At 48.0% G+C, this 24,337-nt stretch carries 22 protein-coding genes; 7 read left to right on the forward strand and 15 right to left on the reverse strand.

All coding sequences use genetic code 11. The features are described from left to right. Positions 1 to 30 precede the first annotated feature (30 nt). Positions 31 to 474: a GNAT family N-acetyltransferase gene (locus WF803_RS01220; protein WP_489611317.1), complete on the reverse strand. Its 444-nt coding sequence runs from the start codon at positions 472 to 474 to the stop codon at positions 31 to 33. Positions 475 to 563: 89 nt separating this feature from the next. On the opposite strand from WF803_RS01220, the gene WF803_RS01225 reads away from it, so the two are divergent. Further along, complete coding sequence (locus WF803_RS01225; RefSeq protein WP_489611318.1) at positions 564 to 1,244, forward strand: chloride channel protein; 681 nt, start codon at positions 564 to 566, stop codon at positions 1,242 to 1,244. A gap of 2 nt (positions 1,245 to 1,246) precedes the next feature. Continuing rightward, on the forward strand, positions 1,247 to 2,092 hold the full coding sequence (locus tag WF803_RS01230) for a chloride channel protein (protein ID WP_489611319.1): 846 nt from the start codon (positions 1,247 to 1,249) through the stop codon (positions 2,090 to 2,092). A gap of 45 nt (positions 2,093 to 2,137) precedes the next feature. Here the strand turns inward: WF803_RS01230 and asnB are convergent, their stop codons facing one another. From asnB to mnmH, 3 genes are all read right to left on the reverse strand, one after another. Next, complete coding sequence (gene asnB / locus WF803_RS01235) at positions 2,138 to 4,027, reverse strand: asparagine synthase (glutamine-hydrolyzing) (protein ID WP_489611320.1); 1,890 nt, start codon at positions 4,025 to 4,027, stop codon at positions 2,138 to 2,140. Positions 4,028 to 4,265: 238 nt separating this feature from the next. Then, positions 4,266 to 6,164: a M13-type metalloendopeptidase gene (locus tag WF803_RS01240; protein ID WP_489611321.1), complete on the reverse strand. Its 1,899-nt coding sequence runs from the start codon at positions 6,162 to 6,164 to the stop codon at positions 4,266 to 4,268. A gap of 81 nt (positions 6,165 to 6,245) precedes the next feature. Next, complete coding sequence (gene mnmH / locus WF803_RS01245) at positions 6,246 to 7,274, reverse strand: tRNA 2-selenouridine(34) synthase MnmH (RefSeq protein ID WP_489611322.1); 1,029 nt, start codon at positions 7,272 to 7,274, stop codon at positions 6,246 to 6,248. Between the two features lie 117 nt (positions 7,275 to 7,391). Between mnmH and lacC the strand changes: the two genes are divergently transcribed. Together lacC and WF803_RS01255 are read left to right on the forward strand one after the other, a co-directional pair. Next, entirely contained in the window at positions 7,392 to 8,330 is a 939-nt protein-coding gene (lacC, locus tag WF803_RS01250) for a tagatose-6-phosphate kinase (RefSeq protein WP_489611323.1), read from the forward strand. Between the two features lie 133 nt (positions 8,331 to 8,463). After that, on the forward strand, positions 8,464 to 9,795 hold the full coding sequence (locus WF803_RS01255) for an MATE family efflux transporter (protein WP_489611324.1): 1,332 nt from the start codon (positions 8,464 to 8,466) through the stop codon (positions 9,793 to 9,795). A gap of 18 nt (positions 9,796 to 9,813) precedes the next feature. On the opposite strand, the gene WF803_RS01260 is transcribed toward WF803_RS01255, so the two are convergent. From WF803_RS01260 to aroB, 8 genes are read right to left on the reverse strand one after another with little or no spacing between them, the layout of a single operon-like run. After that, the gene (locus WF803_RS01260) at positions 9,814 to 10,527 is read right to left on the reverse strand and encodes an aminotransferase class IV (RefSeq protein WP_489611325.1); all 714 of its coding nucleotides are present in this window, start codon (positions 10,525 to 10,527) and stop codon (positions 9,814 to 9,816) included. Further along, entirely contained in the window at positions 10,518 to 11,288 is a 771-nt protein-coding gene (gene aroF, locus WF803_RS01265) for a 3-deoxy-7-phosphoheptulonate synthase (RefSeq protein ID WP_489611326.1), read from the reverse strand. Before aroF ends, WF803_RS01260 begins: the two co-directional genes overlap by 10 nt. Next, a complete protein-coding gene (gene pabB, locus WF803_RS01270; protein ID WP_489611327.1) occupies positions 11,282 to 13,288 on the reverse strand; it encodes an aminodeoxychorismate synthase component I in 2,007 nt (668 codons plus the stop codon). The genes aroF and pabB overlap by 7 nt, the downstream gene beginning before the upstream one ends. Continuing rightward, entirely contained in the window at positions 13,276 to 13,725 is a 450-nt protein-coding gene (gene aroQ, locus WF803_RS01275; RefSeq protein WP_489611328.1) for a type II 3-dehydroquinate dehydratase, read from the reverse strand. Before aroQ ends, pabB begins: the two co-directional genes overlap by 13 nt. Then, entirely contained in the window at positions 13,706 to 14,974 is a 1,269-nt protein-coding gene (locus tag WF803_RS01280; protein ID WP_489611329.1) for a shikimate kinase, read from the reverse strand. The genes aroQ and WF803_RS01280 overlap by 20 nt, the downstream gene beginning before the upstream one ends. After that, positions 14,955 to 16,064, reverse strand: a complete 1,110-nt coding sequence (gene aroC, locus WF803_RS01285; protein WP_489611330.1) for a chorismate synthase — start codon at positions 16,062 to 16,064, stop codon at positions 14,955 to 14,957. The genes WF803_RS01280 and aroC overlap by 20 nt, the downstream gene beginning before the upstream one ends. Beyond that, positions 16,054 to 17,277 (reverse strand): 3-phosphoshikimate 1-carboxyvinyltransferase, encoded by a 1,224-nt coding sequence (locus tag WF803_RS01290; protein ID WP_489611331.1) that lies wholly within the window; start codon positions 17,275 to 17,277, stop codon positions 16,054 to 16,056. The genes aroC and WF803_RS01290 overlap by 11 nt, the downstream gene beginning before the upstream one ends. A 7-nt stretch (positions 17,278 to 17,284) precedes the next feature. After that, a complete protein-coding gene (gene aroB, locus WF803_RS01295; protein WP_489611332.1) occupies positions 17,285 to 18,328 on the reverse strand; it encodes a 3-dehydroquinate synthase in 1,044 nt (347 codons plus the stop codon). 178 nt (positions 18,329 to 18,506) lie between these two features. Here aroB and WF803_RS01300 point away from each other — a divergent pair, with 178 nt between their 5' ends. The 3 genes from WF803_RS01300 (at position 18,507) to WF803_RS01310 (ending at position 21,520) form a co-directional block, all read left to right on the forward strand. Then, entirely contained in the window at positions 18,507 to 19,472 is a 966-nt protein-coding gene (locus WF803_RS01300; RefSeq protein WP_489611333.1) for an alcohol dehydrogenase catalytic domain-containing protein, read from the forward strand. Between the two features lie 65 nt (positions 19,473 to 19,537). Then, positions 19,538 to 20,857, forward strand: coding sequence for a TrkH family potassium uptake protein (locus tag WF803_RS01305; RefSeq protein WP_489611334.1), 1,320 nt, complete (start codon positions 19,538 to 19,540; stop codon positions 20,855 to 20,857). 9 nt (positions 20,858 to 20,866) lie between these two features. Next, positions 20,867 to 21,520: a potassium channel family protein gene (locus WF803_RS01310; RefSeq protein WP_489611335.1), complete on the forward strand. Its 654-nt coding sequence runs from the start codon at positions 20,867 to 20,869 to the stop codon at positions 21,518 to 21,520. Between the two features lie 178 nt (positions 21,521 to 21,698). Here WF803_RS01310 and WF803_RS01315 read toward each other — a convergent pair whose 3' ends face one another. The 3 genes from WF803_RS01315 to WF803_RS01325 form a co-directional block, all read right to left on the reverse strand. Then, a complete protein-coding gene (locus WF803_RS01315) occupies positions 21,699 to 22,484 on the reverse strand; it encodes an ABC transporter permease (RefSeq protein WP_489611336.1) in 786 nt (261 codons plus the stop codon). Beyond that, complete coding sequence (locus WF803_RS01320; RefSeq protein WP_489611337.1) at positions 22,477 to 23,148, reverse strand: ABC transporter ATP-binding protein; 672 nt, start codon at positions 23,146 to 23,148, stop codon at positions 22,477 to 22,479. The genes WF803_RS01315 and WF803_RS01320 overlap by 8 nt, the downstream gene beginning before the upstream one ends. 171 nt (positions 23,149 to 23,319) lie before the next feature. Further along, positions 23,320 to 24,315 (reverse strand): D-2-hydroxyacid dehydrogenase, encoded by a 996-nt coding sequence (locus tag WF803_RS01325; RefSeq protein ID WP_489611338.1) that lies wholly within the window; start codon positions 24,313 to 24,315, stop codon positions 23,320 to 23,322. Positions 24,316 to 24,337 lie beyond the last annotated feature (22 nt).

Consider the following 24,337-nt stretch of genomic DNA (forward strand, 5'->3'; position numbering starts at 1 on the left):
TTCACACAGAGGGTTTTTTGCTGCTCATTATTAGCTTAAAAATTTCTTGTAAACGTAGTCGATTTCATGAATGCCATCCTTTGCTTCTTCTAAAAGCTGATAGCCAAAACGCTCATAGAGGCCCTGATGCTGGGTGGCAATATAGGCTTTCTTATAGCCCTTTTGCCATAACTCCTCTTCCAAAAAGGCAACAAATTGCCGTGACCAACCTTCCCCTCGCCGCTCGGGTTTGATATAGAGCATGGAAAGCCAAGGACCATATTGCGGCCGCTCGAGGTAATCCCTAGCAACGAGGCAAGCATGGCCTAAGATCTCCCCATGGTCATACAAAAAGTAAACTTCCCGGTCCGTATCGGCTTTAACCTCTCCATGTCTCAGCATCTTCAATAATGCCTGGCTAGCACCCCAAGAACTCGCTTCAAGCATCCTCTCCACTGGTTTTAAGTCATCGATATCTGATAATTTTTTAAACACAATATTCACCTCGCTGGTTTACGTCTAGTAGGTCAGCTTTCGTTTCTTTAAGATCAAGTGTAAAATGGAATAAAGAAGGAGTGGCTTCAATGACAGAAGAAAATTTAGACCGACACGATTTAGAAACAAGACGCTATAAATTACTACTTATTAGAGACGGCTTAGTCGTCGGCTTGCTCGCCGGCCTGTTAGCTGTTGCTTATCGCTTTACTCTCAGTCAAGTGGATCAGTTTCGAAATTATCTTTTTTCAGAATTCTCTGGCTTCCATTTGCTGATTTTTATTTTGCTCTTTATTCCTGCCGCCTGGTTCATGGATCGCTTGCTCCGCTGGGCGCCCTATAGTAACGGCAGTGGGATTCCACAAATCCGCGCTGAGCTCAATCATAACATTGACCCTGCCCCTATCCCAACCATTTGCTCAAAGTTCCTCGGGGGCTTATTAGCAAATATTTCTGGACAATTTCTTGGACGGGAAGGTCCTTCCATTCAATTAGGGGGGATGATCACAAAAATATATGCTCGTCTCACCCGACGCAGTCCACTAGAAACCAAGCACCTACTTTCAGCAGGCGCCTCAGCGGGGCTCGCCGCCGCCTTCAATGCCCCTATGTCCGGGGTTTTATTTGCCATGGAGGAGATGCATAAGTCCTTCTCCCCCTATTTACTCCTCCCCTGTGTTTTTTCTTCCTTGGCTGCCAATTTTATTTCCTTTAAAATTTTGGGAAATGAACCAGCCTTTTCCTTTCCCATTGAGACCGCCTGCCCCTAAATTTGCTTGGCTTTGCAGTTTTACTAGGAGCCTTAGGCGGCATCCTAGGGTCTGTATTTAATACAGGCTTAGGTAAAATCACCGACTGGCTGAAAGCCCTACCTATTAGCCGTTTTTGGATCTTTTTAATTTTGATGTTGGCCATGCTGCCCATCGGTTACTACTCCACCACCATGCTAGGTGGCGGTCATCATTTAATTGAAAGCCTCTCAGAAGCAGGCCGTCCCCTGTATTACTTGCTTTTTGCCTTACTATTACGCCTGGTCTTCCTTTGGCTCGCCTATGGGAGTGGAGCGCAAGGAGGAATCTTTCTCCCCACCCTCGTTTTAGGCGCCCTCTTAGGTGCCATTGTTTTACATAGTTTTGGCATCGATGCGGCCTATACGCATAACTTTCTATACTTAGGCATGGCTGCGGTTTTGAGTGCCGTAGTTCGCGCCCCCCTCCTCTCAATTCTTTTAATCAGTGAGATGAGCGGCTCGGTGCACTCCTTTATCGCCATGACTACAACCGCTATGGTGGCCTATGTCGTAGCCGAAATCCTCGGTACACTGCCTATTTATGAAAGCTTATACCACCGCCTCCTCCAACCTCTTCCCAAAAAAGTGACGCTGCATGACGAGCCACAATTAGAACGTTTGTTGGTTCCAGGTAATTTTACCTATCTGAATGCAGCCTTAAAAGACATTCCATTCCCCAGCCAATGTATAATCATTAGCATTCGTCGCGAGCATCAAAACATCTTACCCAGGGCAGGAACAACCCTTAAAGCTGGAGACGATTTACTGCTCATGATTAACGAAGGAGATATCGCAAAAATTGATGACTTCTTCCACCAGGAAAAATAAGATTCACACGAAAAAACCCCTAGCCCAATAAGCTAGGGGTTCTTCTTAAACTAGGCTTTGGCAAGCACTCTGGTCTTGGATAAAATGTTGTTCATACCAGCGTAAAAATAGGTAAACAGTCCAAATTCTGCGCCCTAGATTAGCTCCAGAGCGATGCATTTCTAGCAGTTGGAGCAAGTATTTCTGGTCAAAAAACTGAGCTGCCAGCGGGTCTGAAAATATCTTCTTCACATGAGAATAAAAAGGTTCTTCTCTTAACCAGTAACGGATTGGAACGGGGAAACCCACTTTAGGACGTTCTGCCCATTCCTTAGGCAATATTTTCAAAGCCGCACGGCGGAGAACCCGTTTTGTTTCCGTATAATTAATTTGATACTCATCTGGAATACTTTGGGCAAATTTAAAAACTTCCCGATCTAAGAAAGGTACTCGTACCTCTAAGCCGTGAGCCATACTCATGCGATCAGCCTTGACAAGAATATCCTTTGGCAGCCAGAAAAATTGATCCAAGCCCTGCATTTTCCCTAGTTCTCCCTCAGCATTAAAGGCAGAAAAAACAGGTAAGGTGAGAGCCGCTAAAGAAGGCGAGGCTCGATAAGGGGGCTTCAATAGCCGTTCAGCTTCTCTGCTGCTGTATATAAGGGCATGCCCGATAAAACGCTCTTCAATCGGTAATGCATTTCTTTGTAAAAATTTCTGCCAAGCCGATTGTCCTGAACCCCGCACCAGATGACGGGCGAGACTCTGTCGCATGGCTTGGGGCAAATGTTGGTAGGTATGCGCTAATTTACTAGGCCGATACCAATCGTAGCCAGCAAACAGTTCATCAGCCCCCTCCCCAGAGAGGACTACTTTTACTTCACGACTAGCCAGCTCTGCCAAGAAATACAGAGGAATAATCGATGGATTAGTATTCAATTCATCCAAATGGTAGAGAATATGATCGAGATGAGCAAAAGCATCTTGGGCAGTAATAAACAGGCGTTCATTATGAAGCCCGAAATGCTTGGCCAGTGCGTCAGCCTTGTCGGTCTCATTAAATTTTCCTTCGTAGCGCGAAAAACCGATCGAATAAGTCCGCTTAGGCTGCAAGAGAGCCGTAATTAAACTCGAGTCGACGCCTCCCGATAGAAAACTCCCGATCTCCACATCAGCTTCCGCATGCTTCTGCACACTTTCTTGCAGCTTACTTAAGCATTCATCGGCGTAAGCTTCCAATTCCATTTGGGGAATAGGTGAGCCAGCCCGAACAGGCGAAAAATAGGCTTCCTCTCGCTGGCAATGGGCACCTTCAAAGACCATAAAATGACCAGGCTTGACCACATATACGCCAGCGAAGAAATTTTCGGCAAGAGGGTTATATTCAAAACTCAAAAATGGCTTAAGAGCCGCCTGATTAAATTCCTTTACAAAAGCAGGAAAAGCAAAGAAGCTCTTGATTTCAGAAGCAAACAACAGACTACCATCCTGCGTGTGACTGGTATAATACAGGGGCTTAATGCCAAAAGGGTCACGGGCTAAGAAAAGTCGCTCCTCTTCTTGATCCCAAATAGCCACCGCAAACATTCCTCGTAAACGTGAAAAAATTCCCTCGCCATAAGCTTCAAAACCGCGCACGATAACTTCGCTATCCGTTTGTGAACAGAAGTGATAGCCTTGACTTTCCAATTCTTGTTTGAGTTCTAGGTAATTATAAATTTCACCATTGAAGACAAAAACATAGCGACCATCTTCACTATAGAGGGGCTGATCTCCCGCTGTCGTTAAATCCATGATTGACAAGCGTCGAAAGCCTAGGCAAGTTTTTTCGCCATAAAAATAGCCTCCACGATCAGGCCCGCGATGGCGAATTCTTTCATTCATGTTTTGAATAATTTGTTTTCTATCATTTCTGACCAGCGTCTTGCCCGTCAAAAAGCCGGTAAAACCACACATGGTGTCACCCCTTCATTTCCTTTACAAATTTCACTATAACACAGTCTTTGTCATAATTATGTAATAATTTTATTAAAATAGTAATATGCAAAGTAAAGTTCGGGGAATGCTATAGCAAGAGAGGCAGCCTTTTGCAAGCCAGGTTGGGGGAGTTATTCGTGAGACTTTACCGCTTCGTAACATGTGCTAGAGCAAAAAGCCCCCAAAATATTTCTTGAGGGCTTGCCTTATTTTCCCGCTACCAGATTTTAACCCGATCCGCAGGCGCTAGCCACATGCCGTCGCCAGACTCAGTTTTAAAGGTGTCATGGAATTCATCCAAGTTTTGCGGAGTCAAGTTAGCACGCAATGGCGGAGGACTATGTACATCAACTTTTAGTAGAAGGGCTTCGTAATCTGGCCGGGCTTTAAAACGCCAGATGCGAGCAAAATTATAGAAGAAGGCTTTTAGGTCGGCATCCTCATCTTGCTTCAAAGCTGCTAGTGCTCCAGCCAAACCGCCTTCATCAGCAATATTTTCTGAAACTGTCAGGGTGCCATTGACCTGGCCACCCGCATAGGGATAGCCATCCCAGCGGTGAATCATCCGCTTCGTCAAAACTTCAAAGGCCTCGTAGTCAGCTTCCTCCCACCAATTATTTAAATTCCCTAATTCATCAAACTTCGCCCCATTGTTATCAAATGCATGGGTAATTTCATGGGCCATAACCGCACCAATGCCGCCGAGGTTTTCACTACGGCTTTGCTTTAAATCATAGAAAGGCGCTTGAAGAATCGCAGCCGGGAAGCAAATTAAATTGCCTTCAGGGCTGAAATAAGCATTTACCGTGTCGGCACTCATTTCCCACCGCTCCCGATCTGCTGCCTGATTCCACTGGTCAAATTCATAGCGATTAATGATTTGACGCAGTCGTAAGGTGTTCCCATAAAAACCCAAAGCCCTATCCACGGTGCGTAAGGCATAATCGGCTGGTAATTTTTCTGGATAGCCTACAAAGGTCCGCATGGTGGCTAATTTCTTCTGGGCTTTTTCAATGGTGGCCTTGGACAGCCAAGTGTTTTGAGCTAAGCGTTTTTTGAAGGTCGCTAATATTTCTTGCACGAGGGCATTAATATTAGCATTAGCTTCAGCACCAAAATATTTTTTGGCATAATATTGACCCAAAACCTGGTCAAAAGGTTCCTTAGCCAAGTAGTAAATTTGCCGCTCTGCCTTGAGAGGCTCAGGTAAGCCCATTAAAGCCATTTGAAATTGGCTGCCAGTTTGCCTTAAAGATTCAGATAGGAAAGGCGCTTCACTCACTAAAAGACGACCGATTAACCAATCCTTAATTTCTGCTAAATGGCCAGGGGTGACTAAGGTATTTAGGGCTTCCATGAACTTAGGTTGGGTCACAATGACTTCATCAACCTTGCCTTCAACCACCTCATCGACTAAATCGGTTAGCGATAAGTGTTCGCTGGCCTGCGCCAAACTCTCCCGAGAATAATGGTGGTAGTGCTTCGTGTAATCGGCTAATTCCTCATTACTTAGCAAATGGGGCACTAAACGACGGTCAAAAGCGAGAACGTTTTGGGCAATTTTCTCCGCCCGCTCCTCCAATTCTGGGACAGCTTGGCAAAGGCCTTTGACCATATTGGCAAATATGGTCAACAATGGCTCTCGGCTTTTCTCATCTTCATAGGACGTGGTGTCCGGTAAAATCGTCCGTGCTGGCCTTAGCCATAAGGCATTGTTTAGAACATCATCCAGGCGTGGAGAAACCGTAAAATTCAGCAGGCCAGGATAGCTTTTTTGCGCCCAAGCGGCAAGTAAGGCTTTTAAGTCGGCCATATTTTCGATCGCCTGAACCTTAGCTAGCTCTCCCAGTAAAGGCTCAATACCCAGTCGATCACGCTCTTTGGTATCTTGGGCAAGGCGGTAATAAGCCACCAATTCTTCTTGCTCAGCAGTTTCTAGGGGAATATTGCCTGCCAACATTTCATCTAAATCTGCCATCAGAGTTTGCTCTACGTTCACCACCAGATCCATAAAACCGCCTGTAGTGGGTTGGTCATTAGGGATGATTGCTTCCTTCAACCATTCCCCGTTAACAGCTTGGAATAAATCATCCTTGGCTAATGCTTCTTTCACCATATTCTTCGCTCCTTTTTTCATCTTAAATTAATTATAGCAACATTAATAAGCGTTTACAATGCCTAATAAGAAACGCTAGGCCTAGTTTTCAAAGTAGGCCTGCAGTGTTTTCGCACTTTCCTTGGCGTCAGTATTATCAATGGTTAAGGCATAAGGACCCGCCTTTAATTTATAGTGCGGATCATAATAATGGGTAATTAATTCCTCAATCAGTTTTCCATAATTTCCCGCTTCTAATTCCACCAGAAAATGGGCATAAGTGGCTGGTTTTAGGAAATGGGCTAAGTGAGCTAAGCCTGCCTTTAATTCTTCTTGTTCTCTTTGACTACGTTGGGGGGCATAAATATTTTCAATGCGCGCCACCCGCACCGATAAAGGGCTCGTCACCAGCACTTGCTGGTCACTATTTTGGTAGGCTAAAAACAACTCATGGGGCACCTGTCGCTCGCCAATGCGATGACTCTCTGCTTCAATATAGACCGGCCGAGCTGGGTCAAGCCCTAGGAGTACTTGATACAAATCTGCCTCAAACTGCTTTTGACTCGGCTGGCTTCCTAAGCCAACCTGCCCTAAATTAGAACCCCGATGATTAGCCAGCTCTTCCAAATCAACAATTTGACTACCCTGGGCTTTTAGGCAGGATAGGATTTCAGTCTTTCCTACCCCCGTCATGCCGTTTAAATTAATCCATGTCAAGGCCTGCACCAAACTAGGAAGCTCCTGGTTGACCAATTTTCGGAAAGCCTTATAGCCACCTTGTAGCTTAAAAACATGGACGTGCAGGGCATTCAGCAATTCGAAGAGGATACTGGACCGATAACCACCGCGAGCACAAAACAAGATCACTTGGTGGTGTTTAGCTAGGTACATGTACTTTTCCACTTGGCTAGGCAAGCGCTCACTAGCAAACTGCACCCCTAGCAATTTTGCCCGGTCATGATTGGTTTGGACATAGGTCCTTCCCACCTGCTCACGCTCCTTATTATTTAAAATGGGCATATTTATAGCGCCAGGGATCGTGTACTCCGCAAATTCGCCCGGACTTCGGACATCAATAAATAAGGGCGTTTTAAAATTGCATGCTTCCTTAAAACTAACTTCTAAACTCATAGAGCCTCCCTTTCTAGAGCTATTATACGCTTGCCAGGTGAAGGGGCGCAAGGTTCTTGAAAAATGAACCAGGCTTAAGCTATAGTTAAGTGGAACAGCTTAGAAAGGCGGCTAAATATGTTTCTGACCGTAACCATGAATCCTTCGATTGATATTTCCTACCCGTTGGAGCATTTAAAAATAAATACCATCAATCGCGTCCAGGACGTTTCTAAAACACCAGGCGGAAAAGGCCTCAACGTAGCGCGCGTCCTCCATGATCTCAAGGCACCTGTCATGGCGACGGGCATTGTAGGGGGCCAGCATGGGGAATTCATTCGCCAGGAATTAGATAGACGCAACTTAGCTCATCATTTTTCAACGTGTGCGGGAGAAACGAGAGACTGTATCGCTATTCTACATGATGGTGGCCAGCAAACTGAAATTCTTGAAGCAGGCCCGCACATCTCAACGGCCGAGGCTTGTGCTTTCCTTAAAACCTATCAAGATTTATTAGAAGACGTGGATTTTGCCACAATTTCAGGTAGTCTCGCCCAAGGTTTACCGACCAATTTTTATGCGAAATTACTAGCTGAAAGTGCCAAGCAAAATGTCCCAACTTTATTAGACTGCTCGGGTAGTAGTTTGGCCGAAGCCCTTAGAGGAGAGGCCAAGCCTTATGGCATTAAGCCCAATGAACATGAATTGAGTCAGCTCCTCCAACAGAAAATTTCCGCCCATAGCGCCGACGCCTTAAAAACGGCCCTGCAGCACCCTCTGTTTAGAGGGATTGAGCTTATCGTGGTGAGCTTGGGCGCAGCGGGAGCCTTTGCGAAATACCAAGAAGCTTTCTACCGCGTACACATTCCTGAAATTGAAGTTGTGAATCCTGTCGGTTCGGGGGATGCCACTTTGGCTGGTCTAGCTTATGCACTGGGCCAAAATAAAAATATCGAAGATGTGCTCAAAACAGGTATGACTACGGGCATGCTCAATGCGCGCGAGGCAAAAACAGGTCATATCAACCCTGACCACTTTACGGAACTCTATGACCAAATCCAAGTTGAAGAAATATAAGCAGTAACCGTATGCTTAAATGAGCATGCGGTTTTTATATCAAAAAACGAGCAAAGCAAAAAATAAGCCCAGCGACTAGCCGGCTAGCTGCCCGGTGCGCTATACTAAAGAGTGATCAGAAAGGGGCTTATTTATGCCAAGGCAAAAAAGTTTAAAGCAACGTTTTATTAATTATATTCTTCCCTCGACCATTTCTTTATGGGTGTTTTCCATCTATAGTATTGTTGATGGTTTTTTTGTGGCCCGCTTTGCTGGGGTAGCCGAGTTTTCATCCGTCAGTTTGGTCATCCCCTTCGTTAACGTGCTCTTCGCCTTGGCCATCTTATTTTCTATTGGTGCTCAAACCTTAATTGGCATTGACCTGGGCCAGGGAAAATTAGCAGAGGCTCGCCAGCTTTTTACGTTCATCATGCGCTTTGTCACAGGCTTTGCCCTAGCCATTATGCTTTTAGGCTTTCTTTTTATGAAACCTCTACTCTTTGTTTTAGGGGCGCAAGGCGAATTTTTTGAGCTCTCCCAAGCTTACCTGCGCATCATTTTACTCTTTAGTCCTTTTTTCATTATTTCCTATAGTTTTGAAGTGCTCGTTAAAATCGATGGCTTTCCGCGCGTTGCTGTCATTGGGGCGACCACTTCTTGCTTAACCAATGTTCTCCTCGATTACATTTTCATTGCCCATTGCCACTGGTCTGTGACCGGGGCAGCCTTAGCAACAGGCCTGGCTCAATTCCTATCAACCTTCATTTATATCTTACATTTTCAACGGAAAATCGGTCCCTTAAGCTTCGTCAAAACAAATATTTCCTGGCGTAAGGCCACACGGCACCTCGCTGAAATGATTTACATTGGTTTAGGTGAATTTATCTCCGAATTTAATGCGGCTTCTATTTTATTTATTTTTAATACCTTTATTCTCCGCTACCTCGGTGAGGCTTACATTGCTCCTTATGCAGTGATGAATTACATTGCCCTCTTTGTTTCTTGTACCTACCAGGGGGTCTGCCACGGCACTGCCCCCCTTCTCTCCTATTACTACGGCCGAAAAGACCAAAGCGCCCAGCAGCAATTACGACGCTATGGCTTTGTCACGATTTTTGGCCTATCTCTTTTGGCTTATGGCTTTACTTTTTTCGGCGGCCACACCATTCTAAGCCTCTTTTTAAAGGAAGCTCGTCAGGTCGAAGCTGCAACGCCCATGCTTCGCCACTATGCCCTGACTTTTCTCCTATCCGGCTATAATGTCTTCATTGCGGCCATTGCTTCAGCCGTGAAACGGCCCATCTATGGTATTTTAATTAATTTAGGCCGGGGCTCGGTTTTCCTCCTCCTCGCCTTGTGGTTGATCCTAAGCTTTTTGGGCCAGAGGGCTTTCTTTTACGCTGCGCCCTTGGCGGAACTATTGACATTCGCCTTAGCGGCCTACACCTTCTACCAATTGCAAAAAAATAAAAGGCAGACCCTCTAAGCAGTCTGCCGGCCTTGGCTAAAAACCTAAGGGGGCCAAGGCTTTTTTTAATTGCTGGTAACGTGGGCCAATGGTATATGCCAAGTCCCCTAATTGGGTGACAGGCTGCACCCCCATTAAGGCGTTGGAAATAAAAACTTCCTCAGCTTCCTTAGCGTCGTCTAAGGTTAAGTGAGCTTCTGTAATGGGATACTGCGCGCACAAATAAGACCGCATGGTGCCCGCCAAAAGCCCCGCGCTTACCGTGGGGGTCTTGATCTCCCCATCACAGACTAAGAATAAATTACCAAAGGCGGTCTCCGTTAATTCCCCCGCCTCATTTAAAAAGAAGGCGCTCCGAAAGCCCGCCTTTTGGGCCTCTTGGTGGGCGTAAATATTATCGTAGTAGCAAAGAGTTTTGTGGTAAGTGAGCGGGGAAGTTGCATTCCGCCTAACCGTACTTAAGCCTAAGGTAAAGCCTTCCTCTCCGTCACGATAGGGATCGGGACGCTTCACCAAGCACACATTGTCCGCCGTGACAATTAATTTTAAGCCATAATGCGTCTCTTCATCTCGGGCAATAAATTCTTCTATTTGCTCCTGGTATGATTGCCGCGGTAGGCCAAAAAAAGCCAGGCCGCGGTCTAAGCGGTCGAGGTGGGCTTTTAGAAAGAGAGGTCTTTTATTGACGACCTTAATGGTTTCAAAAACCCCCCGCCCAAAAGTAAAGCCATCATCAAATGCTACTTGCATGCCTTGGTCCACTCCTTCATGACGCCCGCAAAGGCTTCATAGTCTAAGGTTTGCGCCCCATCGCTCAAAGCTTCATCTGGATTTTCATGCACTTCAATCATGACCCCATCCATGTCCAAGGCCAAACTGGCTTTAGTCATCGGCAAAATTAAGGAACGCCGGCCGGTCCCATGGGAAGGATCAATGATGACAGGATGCGGGGTACGCTGGCGCAAGAGGGTGGCTCCCGCTAAATCCAGCATATTACGAGTTTCTGATTCAAAACTTCGTAGGCCGCGCTCGCAGAAAATAATTTGCTTGTTGCCTTCTTTTTCAATGTATTTTGCGGCCATTTCCCATTCATACAAGGTGGCTTGCAGGCCGCGTTTTAGCATGATGGGCTTATCGGTTTGGCCGACCTTTTTCAAGAGGGCGTAGTTGTACATGTTTCGGGAACCGATTTGGAGAATATCCGCATAGGACGCTACTACATCAACCATTTCCTCACTCATCACTTCAGTAATAATGGGTAAGTCATAACGGTCGCCCGCTTCACGCAGGTACTTAAGGCCCTCTACTCCTAAGCCTTGGAAGGCGTCCGGACTCGTCCGCGGCTTAAAGGCGCCACCCCGCAAAATATCTACACCCAAACGCTTGAGTTGCGCTGCCTCGTCTAAGATATGCTGGCGCGATTCAATCGAGCAAGGCCCCGCTATCATGACGGGCCGGCCTTGGCCGATACTAACATTTTTCACCTGAATACACTGTTTATTTTCTAACATGATGACTCCTCTATCTGCAATTTTTCTTGGCTTTGGCAGTAAGCCTGGAGGGCAAGGAGCGCCCCCTTTGCTTTTAAGACAATTTCCTCAAATTCTTCCTCAGGGTCGGAGAGGTTAACAATCGCACCGCCTACTCCTAGCGTTGCCTTCTCCTCTTCAATAATAGCGGTCCGAATAACAATATTAAAATCCATCGCCCCATTGTTGGCTAAAAACCCAATGGCTCCTGAGTATACACCACGAGGAACACTTTCCAACTGGTCGATAATTTCTAAGGTCCGCTTCTTGGGAGCTCCCGTCATCGAGCCCCCTGGGAAAGTGGCTTCTAAAACAGCCAAGACATCTAAATCTGCCCGCACCTGACCGGCCACCGTGGTCACAAGCTGGTGTAAGGTATCATAAGTCTCCACCGCCATTAATTTAGGCACTTGCACGGAGCCTAATTCACAAACCTTACCTAAATCATTACGCAAAAGATCCACAATCATTAGATTCTCAGCCTGCGTTTTTTCTTCAAAACGCAATGCCTCAATGAGTTCTGCATCTTCTTTGGGATCTACACCGCGGCGAATGGTCCCCTTAATTGGCTTAGCCGTAACACAGCGATTGCGGTCTACCTTAATAAAACGCTCCATCGATGAGCAGGCCACTGAAAAACCGTCCAAAGGGAGGTAGGCACTGTAAGGACCAGGACTCGCTGACCTCAAGGCCAGGTAATAAGGGGTCGGTTCCAAATGGCCAAGAATATCTAAGCGATTCGTTAAGCAGACCTCATAACTTTCTCCCTGGCGTAGGAGTTCTTGGATCTCTGCAATATGCTTTTGATAGGTTTCACGGCCCTGCACAAACTGAAGTTTTGGTAAAGCTTGGGGAGCCGGTTTTTCCCTGTGAGCCTCCTTAGCCAGCACTTCCTCTACCCAAGGGAAGAAGTCTTCCCGCCCTGCTTCTGCGAGGAAATATAGCGTCTCCGTTTCGTGATCTAAAATTATAGCCTGATCACAGTACACAAAGTAGGCATCCGGTTGCTTAGCTTGGAAGCGGTTCTTAACCTTTTCGGTATCCTGCTTCAATTCATAGCCTAAGTAGCCAATATAGCCCAGCTGGAAGTCACAAGGCAATTCGTCTTGGACCCGCCACTTGGGCCGGTGGGCTTTCAAATAGGAAAAAACATCGGTGGCATGGGTTTCGACTTGCCCATCCGCTCCTGTTTTAGTCACCACATGCTGGTTGACATCATAAGTTAGGCGGTGGCTGTGCTTAGGGCTTGGCAGGCCAAAGATGGTGAAACGAGCCAGGCCTTGATCCACCTTGCTACTATCCAGCCAGAGCACTTGCTGGCCACTAGCTTCAAGTCGTGTAAAGATTTCCTCACTACTGAGCTCTGCCTTTTCTTTTTCGACTTTAAACGGCAGGCCTGCTTGGCTCTCCCCGGCCAACTGCAGGAAGTTTTCGACTAAGGCCTCGCCATATTCACTAGCGACCGCTTCGGGATGAAATTGGACGGCATATTGAGGCTTAGTTTTGTGGGCGATCGCCATAATCACCCCATCGTCCGTCCGTGCGTCAACAGTTAAGGCGTCAGGCACGGGTTCCTGGCAGACCAGGGAATGGTAGCGGGTCACCTTAAAAGTTTTTGGCAGGCCTTGGAATAAATTTTGACCTTCATGGTGAAGTTGGCTAATTTTCCCATGCATGGGTTTTTCACCCTTCGCCAATTGGCCACCATAATACTGGTAGAGGCCTTGCTGGCCGAGGCAAATGCCTAAAATTGGCTTGGTCGATTTTTCAATGAAGTCCTGGCATAGGCCGAAGTCTTCCTTGCGATCGGGACGGCCAGGGCCGGGGGAGAGTACGACAAAATCAAAAGCCAAAGCCTCCGCCTCTTCGTAGGACAATTCATCATTTTTAATCACCAAGGGGGCTTCGCCACTCACTTTCCCGATGAGTTGGTAGAGGTTATACGTATAAGAATCATAATTATCAATGATTAATGCTCGCATGTCTGCTCCTTTATAATTGCTTTTAAATTTTGAATGGCCAAGCGATAGCCCGCCAGGCCTTGGCCAACAATGGTTGCCTTAGCATAACGGGATACGTAGCTATGCTGGCGGAAGGCTTCCCTCTGGTTAATGTCCGAGAGATGGACCTCAATCGTTGGCAGCCCCACGGCCTGGAGGGCATCCAAGATCGCTATGCTCGTATGTGTATAGGCCGCAGGATTAATGACTAGGCCATCATAAGTGCCCAAGCTTTCCTGAATACGGTCCACCAAGGCCCCCTCATGATTGGACTGGAAATGGTCGATTTCAATGCCTTCAATTTGCGCAAGTTCCTGCAAATTTTCCAACAAAGTCTCATAAGTTTCCTGGCCATAAATATCCGGCTCCCGGATTCCTAGTAAGTTGATATTAGGTCCATTAAGCACTAAAATTCTCATTCTGCACCGCCTTCCAGAGCCGTTCCCACATGACTTCCTCACCCTCAACTACTGGGAGTCGCCGGTCAGCTAAGCCTTGGTAGAGCTGATGCCGGTTTTGATACATGGTTTTAAGGGCGGGTAAATCTTTTGATAGAGGGCGTGCCGCTGTCGCTAATTCCTCCACCGGCCGATCCAAGTAAAAAATAAAACCATTCTGCTGTAAGGCCAAGCGATTCGAAGGGCGCAGGGGCGTTCCCCCACCCGTTGCCATGACCAGGCCGGTTTCCTTGGCAAACTCTTGGGTCAACTGGGCCTCAACCTGCCGGAAATAAGCCTCCCCATGCTTGGCAAAAACATCCGGAATACTCTGCCCCAAGCGTTCAACCAATTGGGCATCCAAATCCACAAAAGGCCGCTGCAACTTTTGGGCTAGACGCTGGCCCATACTGGTCTTTCCTGCCCCAGGCATGCCAATCAGAACCAAATTCTGCATCCGGCGCTCTAAACGCTGGGTAATCCTGTCGAGTTCTTGGGGCTCGCCTTTCTCGTTCATAAATAATTCCATGGCCGCAAAGGCTTGGGCTACTAGCATGCCTAAACCATTCACCGCATGGATATCACGTTCCCTAGCCCGCGCTAACAAGCGCGTCCTTAAGGGATTATAAATTAAATCCACCACGGCTTCCAACTGAGGAAAGTAATCGAGTGCCACCTTACAGGCTGTATTGTTGGGATACATGCCCACCGGCGTGGCATTGACTAGCATTTGTGTTTGGGGGTGAGCATACAAATTATCGTAGTGATTGGGCCCCTGCCGGCTGATCACAGTGACGGAAGCCGCCCCTTCCTCCTGGCAGTAGGTCTGAACCATCTGGCTCGCCCCCCCACTACCCAAAACTAGCACATGGCGGTCAGTGACGCTTAGCCCTTCTTGTTTAAGTAAGTAATGGAAGCCGAGGTAATCGGTATTAGCGCCAAGGAGCCGGCCAGCGCGGTTCACAATCGTATTGACCGAACCAATTTTCTGAGCCTCTGGCGTTAAGTCATCCAGGTAGTCCATGACCGTGATTTTATAGGGAATTGTAACATTTAAACCTTGGAAGGCCTTCGCCTTGAAAAAAGCTGGTAAGTCATGGGGCGGTAATTCCCAAAGTTCATAGGCATAGCGGTTGAACTGCTGGTGTATCCACGGCGACTGGCTATGCTTTAAGTGCTCACCCAGTAAGCCAAAGGCAGCCTTTGTCTTTTTATTTGTCAAATGCGCCAAGGGAAATAAAACCTCCTTCTAGCATGAGGTCTAGTAAAGCGATCGAAGTCATCATCTCTAAAACAACGAGTGCACGGGGAACAATAGCTGGATCGTGGCGGCCATGAATACTTAAGGTCGTATTTTTCTGGGCTTTTAAATCAACGGTATCCTGGCTTTGGCCAATGGAACTCGTTGGCTTAACGGCCACCCGGGCAACAAGAGGCTGGCCGGTCGTCAAGCCGCCAATAACCCCCCCGTGGTGATTACTCATCGTTGTCACCTGCCCGCCTTCATAGCGGTAGGGGTCATTGTGCTCACTGCCACGCATTTGGGCAGCCGCAAAGCCAGTGCCAAATTCAACCCCCCGCATGCCAGGCACGGAAAAATAAGCCTGGGCTAAGACGGATTCGACCGAGCGGAAGAAAGGCTCGCCGACACCCACTGGCAGGCCAAAGGTCGCTAATTCCACCAGGCCGCCCACCGAGTCATGCTCACCGCGCGCTTTTCGAATTGCCAGCAGCATCTCTTCTTTGACTTCGTCATTCAACACCGGGAAAGCTTGGCCGGCAATGGCCTGTAAATCTGCTTCCCAAGCCGACCCCCTGCTGGCATAGTCATCAATCACCCCGGCAATTTGCTTAATGCGGCCATACGTTTGAATACCCCGCTGCTTTAGAATATCAGCAGCCAAGGCACCCGCTAAAACTAAGGGAGCCGTCAGGCGGCCAGAAAATTGCCCGCCACCGCGGATGTCATGGAAGCCTCCATACTTCACCTGGGCCGGGTAATCGGCATGCGAAGGTCGTGGCTTCAGGGCCAGTTCTTCATAGTCCTTGCTTCTCGAGTCGCGATTTCGAATAAGAAAGCTTAAAGGGGCACCACACGTGTAGCCAGCAACCTCCCCGCTTAATACTTCGTAGTCATCCGCTTCGCGGCGGGGACTGGAGTAAAAACTTTGGCCCGGCCGCCGGCGTTTCAAGGCGGTTTGGATGGCTTCATGATTAATTTTATAACCTGCCGGCAGGCCATCGATCACCACACCAATCGCAGGAGCATGTGACTGGCCAAATAAGGTGACCTTAAATTGCTGACCAAAACTAAAGGACATCACTCTTACCTCCCAAGCTATTAAAATCATGGAAAAATTCCGGATAGGATTTTTGCACACTTTCACTTTCACAAAGTTCGATAGGCCCCGCTGCCCAAGTCGCTGCGATGGCAGCCGCCATGGCTAGCCGATGATCATTAAAGGCACGCACTTGTGTTGGCTGGAAGCGGCTAACGCCCCTAAAATCTAGGCCCGCAGTGGTTTCCACCACCGGCACGCCCAAAGCCCGCAAGAGGGCCGCCGTACTTTGCAGACGATCGCTCTCCTTTAAACGCAAACGTTCACCATGAATGACCTGCGTGCGGCCAGGCGTTCGGGCAGCCAGAACGGCTAAAATCGGAATAGCATCGGGCATTTGCCGGGCATCAATGGAGCGGCTTGAAGCGGGCGTGTGTCGGGGTTTTAGGGTTAGGCCTAATTCATCCGTCACGACTTCATAGCCCAATTGGTTCAAAGTGCCTAAAGCCAAGCGGCAAGCTTGCCTGGAGTCTAAGGTTAAATCCGTCACCCGCACCCCCGCCGCCAAGAAGAAAAGGCCATTGCTCCAGTCCCCTTCCACTTGGTAACTGGCGGCTTCATAGGGACCTTGGCAGTGGTAAGTACGAGCACCGGCTTCTACGTGCACACCAAAAGCACGCATCACCTCTATCGTTAAGTGGACATAGGCTTTGGATTCAAGTTCCCCTTGGACTTTGATTTCAGAGGGCTCCTCTAAGTAGCCTGCCGCCAAGAGGCAGCCAGAAATAAACTGCGAGCTTAAATTACCGGGCAAAGTCACCCGAAAAGCGGGCAGGCGTCCTGCTAAGAATAAGGCAGCGCCCTCTTCTCTTAGACGGACACCATAGGCTTTAAAAAAGGAAAAATAAGGGGTATTGGGCCGCTGGATCAGGCTGCCTTCCCGAATGATCTTAGCCCGCACCCCAAGCACTGCTAAAACCGGCAGTAAAAAGCGTAGGGTAGTGCCACTTTCACCCACATTAATTTCCACTTCAGTAGGAAACTGGGCTGGAGGCGTGAATTGATAGGTATCACCAGTTTGCTTAATATCGACCTGCAAGGCCCGGGCTACCGCCAGGGAACGCTCAATATCTTGGGATAAGTCCTTTAAGACGATCCTAGAGCTTCCGGGAGCCAAAAGGGCACAGAAAATCGCGCGGTGGGCTAGGGATTTGGAACTGCGTGCTCGGATTGTTCCCCCTAAAGCTTGATTCATGATCCGCCTACGCATGCTCTTGCCCCAATTCTAGAAAAGCAGCTAATTCTTTAGGCGAAACCAATTTTCTCTCGACTTCGCCCCAGGTTTTGGGAATAATAATATGCATGTTCTGGCCAGATTTTTTCTTGTCATGTTGAATAGCCGCTAAGAGATCCGCCGCGGCATACTCGTGAGTCGTGGGCAGGTCATAGGCTTTTAATAAGGCTATTAACTCGGCCGTTAAACCCGGCACCGCTAGCCCCTGGCGTTCGCTGGCCCGACACATATGCACTAAACCCAAAGCCACCGCCTCGCCATGCAGCAAAGTATAGTCCGATAAGGCTTCAATCGCATGGCCAACCGTATGCCCCAAGTTCAAACACTGGCGCTTGCCCAAATCCTTCGGGTCTTCTTGAACATAGTCCAGCTTAATCTTCACCGAACGTTCAATCACCGTTTCAAAGGCTAGCTGGTCTTTCGCCTGCAGCATTTGATACAAATTAGCATCACTTAAGAAGGCATATTTAATCACTTCTGCCAGGCCACTATGCAGCTGGCGTGGCTCTAAAGTCTGTATGAATTTGCTTTCAATATGCACATGCTGGGGAAAATAGAAACTACCAATTTGATTCTTGAAATGGCCAAAATTAAGTCCGGTCTTTCCCCCCACGGAAGCATCAACCATCGCTAACAGGGTCGTTGGAACCGCGATAAAAGGGATGCCCCGCAGAAAAGTCGCCGCGACAAAGCCCACTAAATCAGTCGCCACGCCACCACCAATGGCCACCAGCAGGTCACCACGGGTAAAGTTTTTTTCCAAGAGATAACGCGTCAGCCGTTCATAGGTCGCTAAGCTTTTGCTGGCTTCTCCCGGGGTAAAACTTTCGGTATGGACACGAAAGTCTTTGAAAACGGGAGCTAGATCTTTGGCATAAAGTTCATGAACCTGCTCATCCCAAATCACAGCAATTTGCTTATCCTGCCAGGGGAGCAATGTTTCTCTGAGTAATTCCGGCTCCTGCTTAACGATATCAATATCATAGTGCTCTGCTTCACAGTTGATGCGCATCCTTTTGGCCACCTCCATATAACTAGCCCTATGCTATCATAAAACCCCCATTTTTAAAATAAGCGCGGCCTAATAGAAGCTTCTTCAGCAAGCATTTAAAACCCCTAGCTATTGCTAAGGCAAAAGGGCTGGCGTACAATACAAGTACCAATGAAAACTAATGAAAGGATGCGAAAAAATGAAAGCTGCTTATATCGAAAAAACCGGAAGTCCCGCTAGCATTCATTACGGAGACTTGGGCAAGCCTAAGCCCGGCCTGGATGAGGTTCTCGTTAAAAATCACTATTCGGCGGTCAATTATGTGGATACCTTCGTCCGTTCTGGCCAGTACAAGACGCTCTTGCCCCAGCCTTTCATTATCGGGCGCGATGCCGTCGGGCAGGTCGTGGAGAAAGGTGACTGGGTGACGGCCTTTGACATTGGGGATTGGGTTTGGACAAATTCCATGGGCCATGACGGTCGCCAAGGCGTGGCCGCTGAATACTTTGCGGCGCCAGTGAATAGAGTCTATCCCCTTCCTCAGGGCACCTCACCCTTAAAGGCAATCGCTAGTGTCCACTCTGCAGCAACAGCAGCCATCCTCTTAACAAAAGTCGCCCAAGCTAAGCTCGGCCAAAGCTTACTCGTCTGTGGCGGAAATGGCCATGTGGGTAGTAAATTAGTGGCAATCGGCCAGCAAATGGGGCTTGACGTCACCGCAACAGCCGCTCCCAAAGCTTTAAAGGAAGTGCGCGCTTTAGGCGCTAAGGCGGTCTATGATTACCATGAAGACCAGCAGGAGGCCCTCAGCCACCGCTTCGATATTGTGGTGGATACCTCGGGCCAAGTCCCCCTAAAAGAGCAAATCGCCGCCCTTAAGCAAGGCGGTAAAATACTCATGATCACCCCACCACCTGTCGAAGACTTGAATTTGTGGAGTCTTTACACGCAATCCGCCCAAATTCTAGGCTTTGTCATCAGCCAAGCGAGTGCCCTAGATCTCCAAGCTGCCAGCCAGGTCATCAATAAGCTCTTCGCCCAAGGCTTACTCTTAAACGATAACATCGAGGTCTTGCCACTTAGCCAAGCAGAAGCAGCCCACGAGCGCCTCGAACAAAAAATTAATAATAAAAAGAAGCTTGTATTAAAGTGCGCTTTGGACTAAGATCAATCATATTCCAAACACTTTAAAAATTTTTCGCAGGAAATTATGGGAAAGGTTGTGAGGTTTTGACCAAAAATAAATTCAGTATTGAAATGCGGGTGGTTCTCGGTTTCGCCCTTTATATTCTTTTAGGAGCGGGACTTTTAACCTTACCGATCATGACCCAAAGCGGGGCGGGCACCCCTTTTATCGATGCCCTCTTCACCGCTACATCAGCTTCCTGTGTGACCGGGCTGACGGTGGTGACCACTTCAGCACATTGGAATACCCTAGGGCAAATTGTCATCATTGCCTTAATCCAAGTGGGCGGCTTAGGGCTCATGACTTTTGGGACGCTTTTTGCCCTTTTAGTCCGGAAACGTATCGGCCTAAGGGATCGGCAGATTTTAAGTGGCGAGCACGGCTATGACCGCCTGCAAGGCATTGTCCGTATTTTAAAATATATTTTGGGCTTTACCTTCGCCACAGAAGGACTGGGGGCCTTGCTTTTGGCCACGCAATTTATTCCCTATTATGGAGTGCGACGCGGCTTATGGTTCAGCATTTTCCACGCCATTTCCGCCTTTTGTAATGCGGGCTTTGATTTAGTCGGCGACTCCCTCTATCCCTTCCGCAGCAATCTGATCGTGAATTTTGCCATTATGGCCCTCGTGGTCATTGGGGGCTTGGGTTTTTTGGTGAACCAAGAAATTCTCTACTGGCGGAGGCGGCGGCGCCTTTCCTCGCAAACGAAACTGGTCTTAATGATCACGGCCCTCTTGCTTTTTGGTGGGGCCTTCATCTTCTGGCTGCTAGAGCGTAGTAATCCGCTCACGATGGGCCAGGAAAGCTTAGGGACCCAAGGCTTGCAAGCCCTCTTCCAGAGTGTTATTGCCCGAACGGCCGGTTTCTATACCTTAGATTTCACTAAAATTCGTGAGACCTCGGCCTTTTGGTTCTTGATGCTCATGTTCATCGGCGCCTCGCCGGGTTCGACCGGCGGTGGTTTGAAGACCACCACGTTTGGGGTTTTACTGGCTTCCACCTATCATACCATTCGGGGAAATAAGGAGACCGTCTTCTACAAGCGGCGCGTGCCCCGGGAAACCATTGCGAAAGCCTATGCCTTAATGGTTCTATCCTTAAGCCTCGTTTTAGTGGTGACCTTTATTCTAACGACCATCGAAAAGTTTTCCTTCCTGCCGATTCTATTTGAGACCGTCTCGGCCTTTGCGACAGTCGGCAATACGCTAGGCATTACCCCAGGCTTAACCGCTGTTTCTAAATTTCTCTTGTGTTTGACCATGTATATTGGCCGGATTGGGCCTTTAACTTTAGCTTACGCCTTAAATCACCAGCAAAACAAACATATGAAATACGCAAAAGCTACCCTATTTATTGGCTAGGAGGTTACCATGCAAAAACAGTCAATCATCATTTTCGGTGCGGGGCGCTTCGGCAGTGCCCTCTGCCGTGGTCTGGCTAAGAGCCGCCATGAAGTGCTCGTCGTTGACCGCCATATGGAGCGCGTTGAAGCCGTCAGCAATTACGTGGATGCCGCGGTCCAATTGGATATCGCCGATGACAAGGCCCTCTCTGAACTGGGCCTCAGCAATTTCGACTTAGCCGTGGTTGCAATTGGTGAAGCAATTGATGCTTCCATTCTCGCAACGCTGGCTTGTACCGAGGCCGGTGTCAAAAAAATTGTCGCCAAAGTCGGTTCCAGCAAGCAAGCTAAAATTTTGGAGCGTTTAGGGGCCAACAAACTCATTTACCCAGAACGCGACTCCGCTGTCACTCTCGCTTCCAGTATTAAGCAAACGGACATCATTTCCTATATCCATTTTTCCGACCGTTATTCCATAGCTGAATTGGATCTTAAAGAAGCCTGGATCAATAAGAGCTTGGACGAGCTTAATTTGCGGGCCAAGCACAATATTAACGTCGTGGCCGTGAAAAAAAGAAATCGGAAAACCGTGGTGAACCCTGATCCGCATGAATTACTGGAGCGTGATGATCGCCTGGTCGTGGTTGCGGAAGATAGACTCTTAGAAGAGCTTAATGGCTAAAAAAGACCCCAAAGGGAAGAGAATAAACCTTTGGGGTTTTCTTATGCCTAATTTTCAAGGCCAAAAAGCGCGTTAGAGTCCTTTTATTCCATGCTAACAATGTTTCCAGTATTCTCTGAAATGCTCGCTTACCTTTTTCATTGTGACAGCGAGTTATAAGCAGATGAGCAAACTAAATTTATTCCGCATTCCTTTCGGCTCGAACCAAGCGTCCTTGGGAATCGAAGAGGTCTTGGTAAGCCAGGTAGGCGACAATAATGGCGGTAATGGTGGCTGTGGCCATCAGCATAAAGTAGGCCACAATTTGATAGAGAATCGCATTAATCGGCATGGAACCCGCCAGCATCATCCCCGTCATCATGCCAGGCAAGAGGACCAGGCCCACCGTTTTCACCGAATCAATGGTGGGTTGGATGGAGGCTTGGATACTCTCCTTAATGATACTTTGCGAGGCTTGCTTCATGGTCGCTCCTAGGGCTAATTTTTCCTCAACCAATTGCCGTTGATCACGGAAAAGCGTTTGAATATTTCGGAAGGTGAGCCCAATAATTTTCATAGAATTCCCCGCCACCATGCCGGTAATCGGAATGATTTGTGCCGGCGTAAATTTAATTGCTCCCGACAAAACCAAAATTCCCAAGGCCACCAAAGTACTCGCCAAGGTCGCTAAAACAGCAATTTTAAGCGGCTGGTGAAAATTTTTCCCCCGCTTGCTCGCCGCATATGCAGCGTTTAAGCTAATAAATAAAATAGCAAAAATGGTCACCCACCAGCGGTCCCACTTGAAAATATAAGTGAGGACAAAGCCGGCCACAAAAAGCTGGACCACCATGCGCAAAACGGAAACCAGCATTTCCTTGTTCAAAGCAAGCTTTTCCTTGTAGCCAAGCACTAACGCAATAATAATCAGGCCAAAGGATAAAACCAGTGATAAAGGACTCATCATCAAACCTTCACTAAGCATGAGTGGCCACCTCCATATGCCCATTTTGAATCGTTAGGAAGCGATCCGCACGCCTTTGCTCCGTTTCATCGTGGCTCACCCAAATTAAGGTCAAATTTTCCTCCTCGGCAACCTTAAACAACCAGGTCCAAATGATCGCTGCCGTTTTTGCATCCAAGCCAGTCGTAACTTCATCTAAGAGTAAAACTTCCGGTGGAAACATCAGATGGCGGATCAAGGCTAAGCGCTGGCGTTCACCACCTGATAAGCGATCAATGCCTTGCCTCAAGTCAAACTGCTCTAAACGGACATCAGCCAGCAAAGCGCGTGCCCGGTCAGCGTCAAATTTTTTCTGGCGAATCTGACTGGGAAAAGCCAGATTGTCAAAAATACTCTCCCCAAAGAGCCGAGGCGTTTGGTGGCAATAGGAGACAGCTTGCCGGTAAGTGGTATAGGGCCAAGACTCCAAGTCTTTTCCCTGATATTCAATATGCCCTGAACTAGGCTTCAACAAGAGGGCTAAGAGCTGTAGGAGCGTGCTCTTGCCACTACCAGAAGCCCCCCGTAAATTGACGCGTTCTCCCGCAAAAATTTGGAAATCGAGGTCCTGGAGGATGGTTTTCCCATCCGCTTCGTATGATAATTTTTCTACCTTAAAGCAGGTATTTTGTTTTTCTTTTGGCAAAAACCCCATTCCTTTCTAAAATAATTTTATTTATTTGGCAATTTTGTCAAATTTCACCATTGCTTTCTCCGTTTATTTTTAACAATTATATTCTAACATAGAAAAATTGACTTTCTAAAGAAAAGCTAGCCAGCAAAAAGCCACCTCCCAATGAAGGTGGCTAAAAAGAGATTAATTCACCCGCAATTCCGTATCACCCGTTTCTAATACCGCTAGCACGGCGTCTAAACTTTCTTCAACAATATTTTTAACGGCGGTATCGGTGTAATAGGCAATATGAGGGGTGAAGTAAATTTTAGGATGCTCAAGCAGGGTTTTAAATTCTCCTGACTCCAAGCTTTCCCCCGAGAAGCGCTGGCCCACAAATTTTGCCTCTTCCTCATAAGTGTCCAAGGCCGCCCCTGCCAGCTGGCCTGCATCTAGAGCCGCTAACAAGGCCTTGGTATCCACGATTTGACCGCGCGCCGTATTGACAAGGTAGCTCCCGGCTTTAAAGTGCTTGAACATTTCGGTTGAAAATTGCCCGGCATTTTCCGCCGTCAGTGGCATGTGGAGGGAGATGACATCAGCTTGGCTAACTAAGTCTTCTAAGGAAGCCACATAAGTTAACGTGCCCTTCGCTTCCTCACTAGGATATTGATCATAGCCTAAAACCTGACAGCCAAAGCCCCTAAAGAGGCGGGCAGCGGCTAGGCCAATCCGCCCGGTGCCCACAATGCCCACCGTCATTTCTCCCAAAACTCGGCCCCGAACCGCAGGCAGGCGACGGAAGTCCTGGGCGGCCATTTGCGCTTCCAGAGCCGGCAGGCGCCGAATTAAAACGAGAGCTGTCGTCACCGCAAATTCTGCGATGGAAGCTGGCGAATAGGCGGGGACATTTGAGATGATGAGGCCATGTTTCTTGGCCAAGTCTAAATCATACTGCTCAAAACCCACACTGCGCTGGGCAATTTGCTTGATGCCGTAAGCCTCCAATTGGGGGTAAAGTTCCGCCGCCAAAGGCTTAGCGGCTTGAAGGGATAAGCCATCATAGCCCTGCACTCTCCCCACATTATCTGGCGTCAAGCTTTCCACCCGGGCCTCGACCTGAACGCCCTGCTCTTCGGCCCAGCGAGCCACTAGCGTCCGCTCTTCCTCACGAATATCAAACATGATAATTTTCTTCATTCTTGTCCGCCTTTCCTGTCAC

Source organism: Aerococcus sp. BD502 (assembly GCF_057919555.1).

Excerpts from the sequence above, each read along its gene's own strand:
- WF803_RS01225 (WP_489611318.1), top strand. The coding sequence starts at position 564 with ATGACAGAAGAAAATTTAGACCGACACGATTTAGAAACAAGACGCTAT.
- asnB (WP_489611320.1), bottom strand. The coding sequence starts at position 4,027 with ATGTGTGGTTTTACCGGCTTTTTGACGGGCAAGACGCTGGTCAGAAAT.
- WF803_RS01240 (WP_489611321.1), bottom strand. The coding sequence starts at position 6,164 with ATGGTGAAAGAAGCATTAGCCAAGGATGATTTATTCCAAGCTGTTAAC.
- mnmH (WP_489611322.1), bottom strand. The coding sequence starts at position 7,274 with ATGAGTTTAGAAGTTAGTTTTAAGGAAGCATGCAATTTTAAAACGCCC.
- lacC (WP_489611323.1), top strand. The coding sequence starts at position 7,392 with ATGTTTCTGACCGTAACCATGAATCCTTCGATTGATATTTCCTACCCG.
- WF803_RS01255 (WP_489611324.1), top strand. The coding sequence starts at position 8,464 with ATGCCAAGGCAAAAAAGTTTAAAGCAACGTTTTATTAATTATATTCTT.
- WF803_RS01260 (WP_489611325.1), bottom strand. The coding sequence starts at position 10,527 with ATGCAAGTAGCATTTGATGATGGCTTTACTTTTGGGCGGGGGGTTTTT.
- aroF (WP_489611326.1), bottom strand. The coding sequence starts at position 11,288 with ATGTTAGAAAATAAACAGTGTATTCAGGTGAAAAATGTTAGTATCGGC.
- pabB (WP_489611327.1), bottom strand. The coding sequence starts at position 13,288 with ATGCGAGCATTAATCATTGATAATTATGATTCTTATACGTATAACCTC.
- aroQ (WP_489611328.1), bottom strand. The coding sequence starts at position 13,725 with ATGAGAATTTTAGTGCTTAATGGACCTAATATCAACTTACTAGGAATC.
- aroC (WP_489611330.1), bottom strand. The coding sequence starts at position 16,064 with ATGTCCTTTAGTTTTGGTCAGCAATTTAAGGTCACCTTATTTGGCCAG.
- WF803_RS01290 (WP_489611331.1), bottom strand. The coding sequence starts at position 17,277 with ATGAATCAAGCTTTAGGGGGAACAATCCGAGCACGCAGTTCCAAATCC.
- aroB (WP_489611332.1), bottom strand. The coding sequence starts at position 18,328 with ATGCGCATCAACTGTGAAGCAGAGCACTATGATATTGATATCGTTAAG.
- WF803_RS01300 (WP_489611333.1), top strand. The coding sequence starts at position 18,507 with ATGAAAGCTGCTTATATCGAAAAAACCGGAAGTCCCGCTAGCATTCAT.
- WF803_RS01310 (WP_489611335.1), top strand. The coding sequence starts at position 20,867 with ATGCAAAAACAGTCAATCATCATTTTCGGTGCGGGGCGCTTCGGCAGT.
- WF803_RS01315 (WP_489611336.1), bottom strand. The coding sequence starts at position 22,484 with ATGCTTAGTGAAGGTTTGATGATGAGTCCTTTATCACTGGTTTTATCC.
- WF803_RS01325 (WP_489611338.1), bottom strand. The coding sequence starts at position 24,315 with ATGAAGAAAATTATCATGTTTGATATTCGTGAGGAAGAGCGGACGCTA.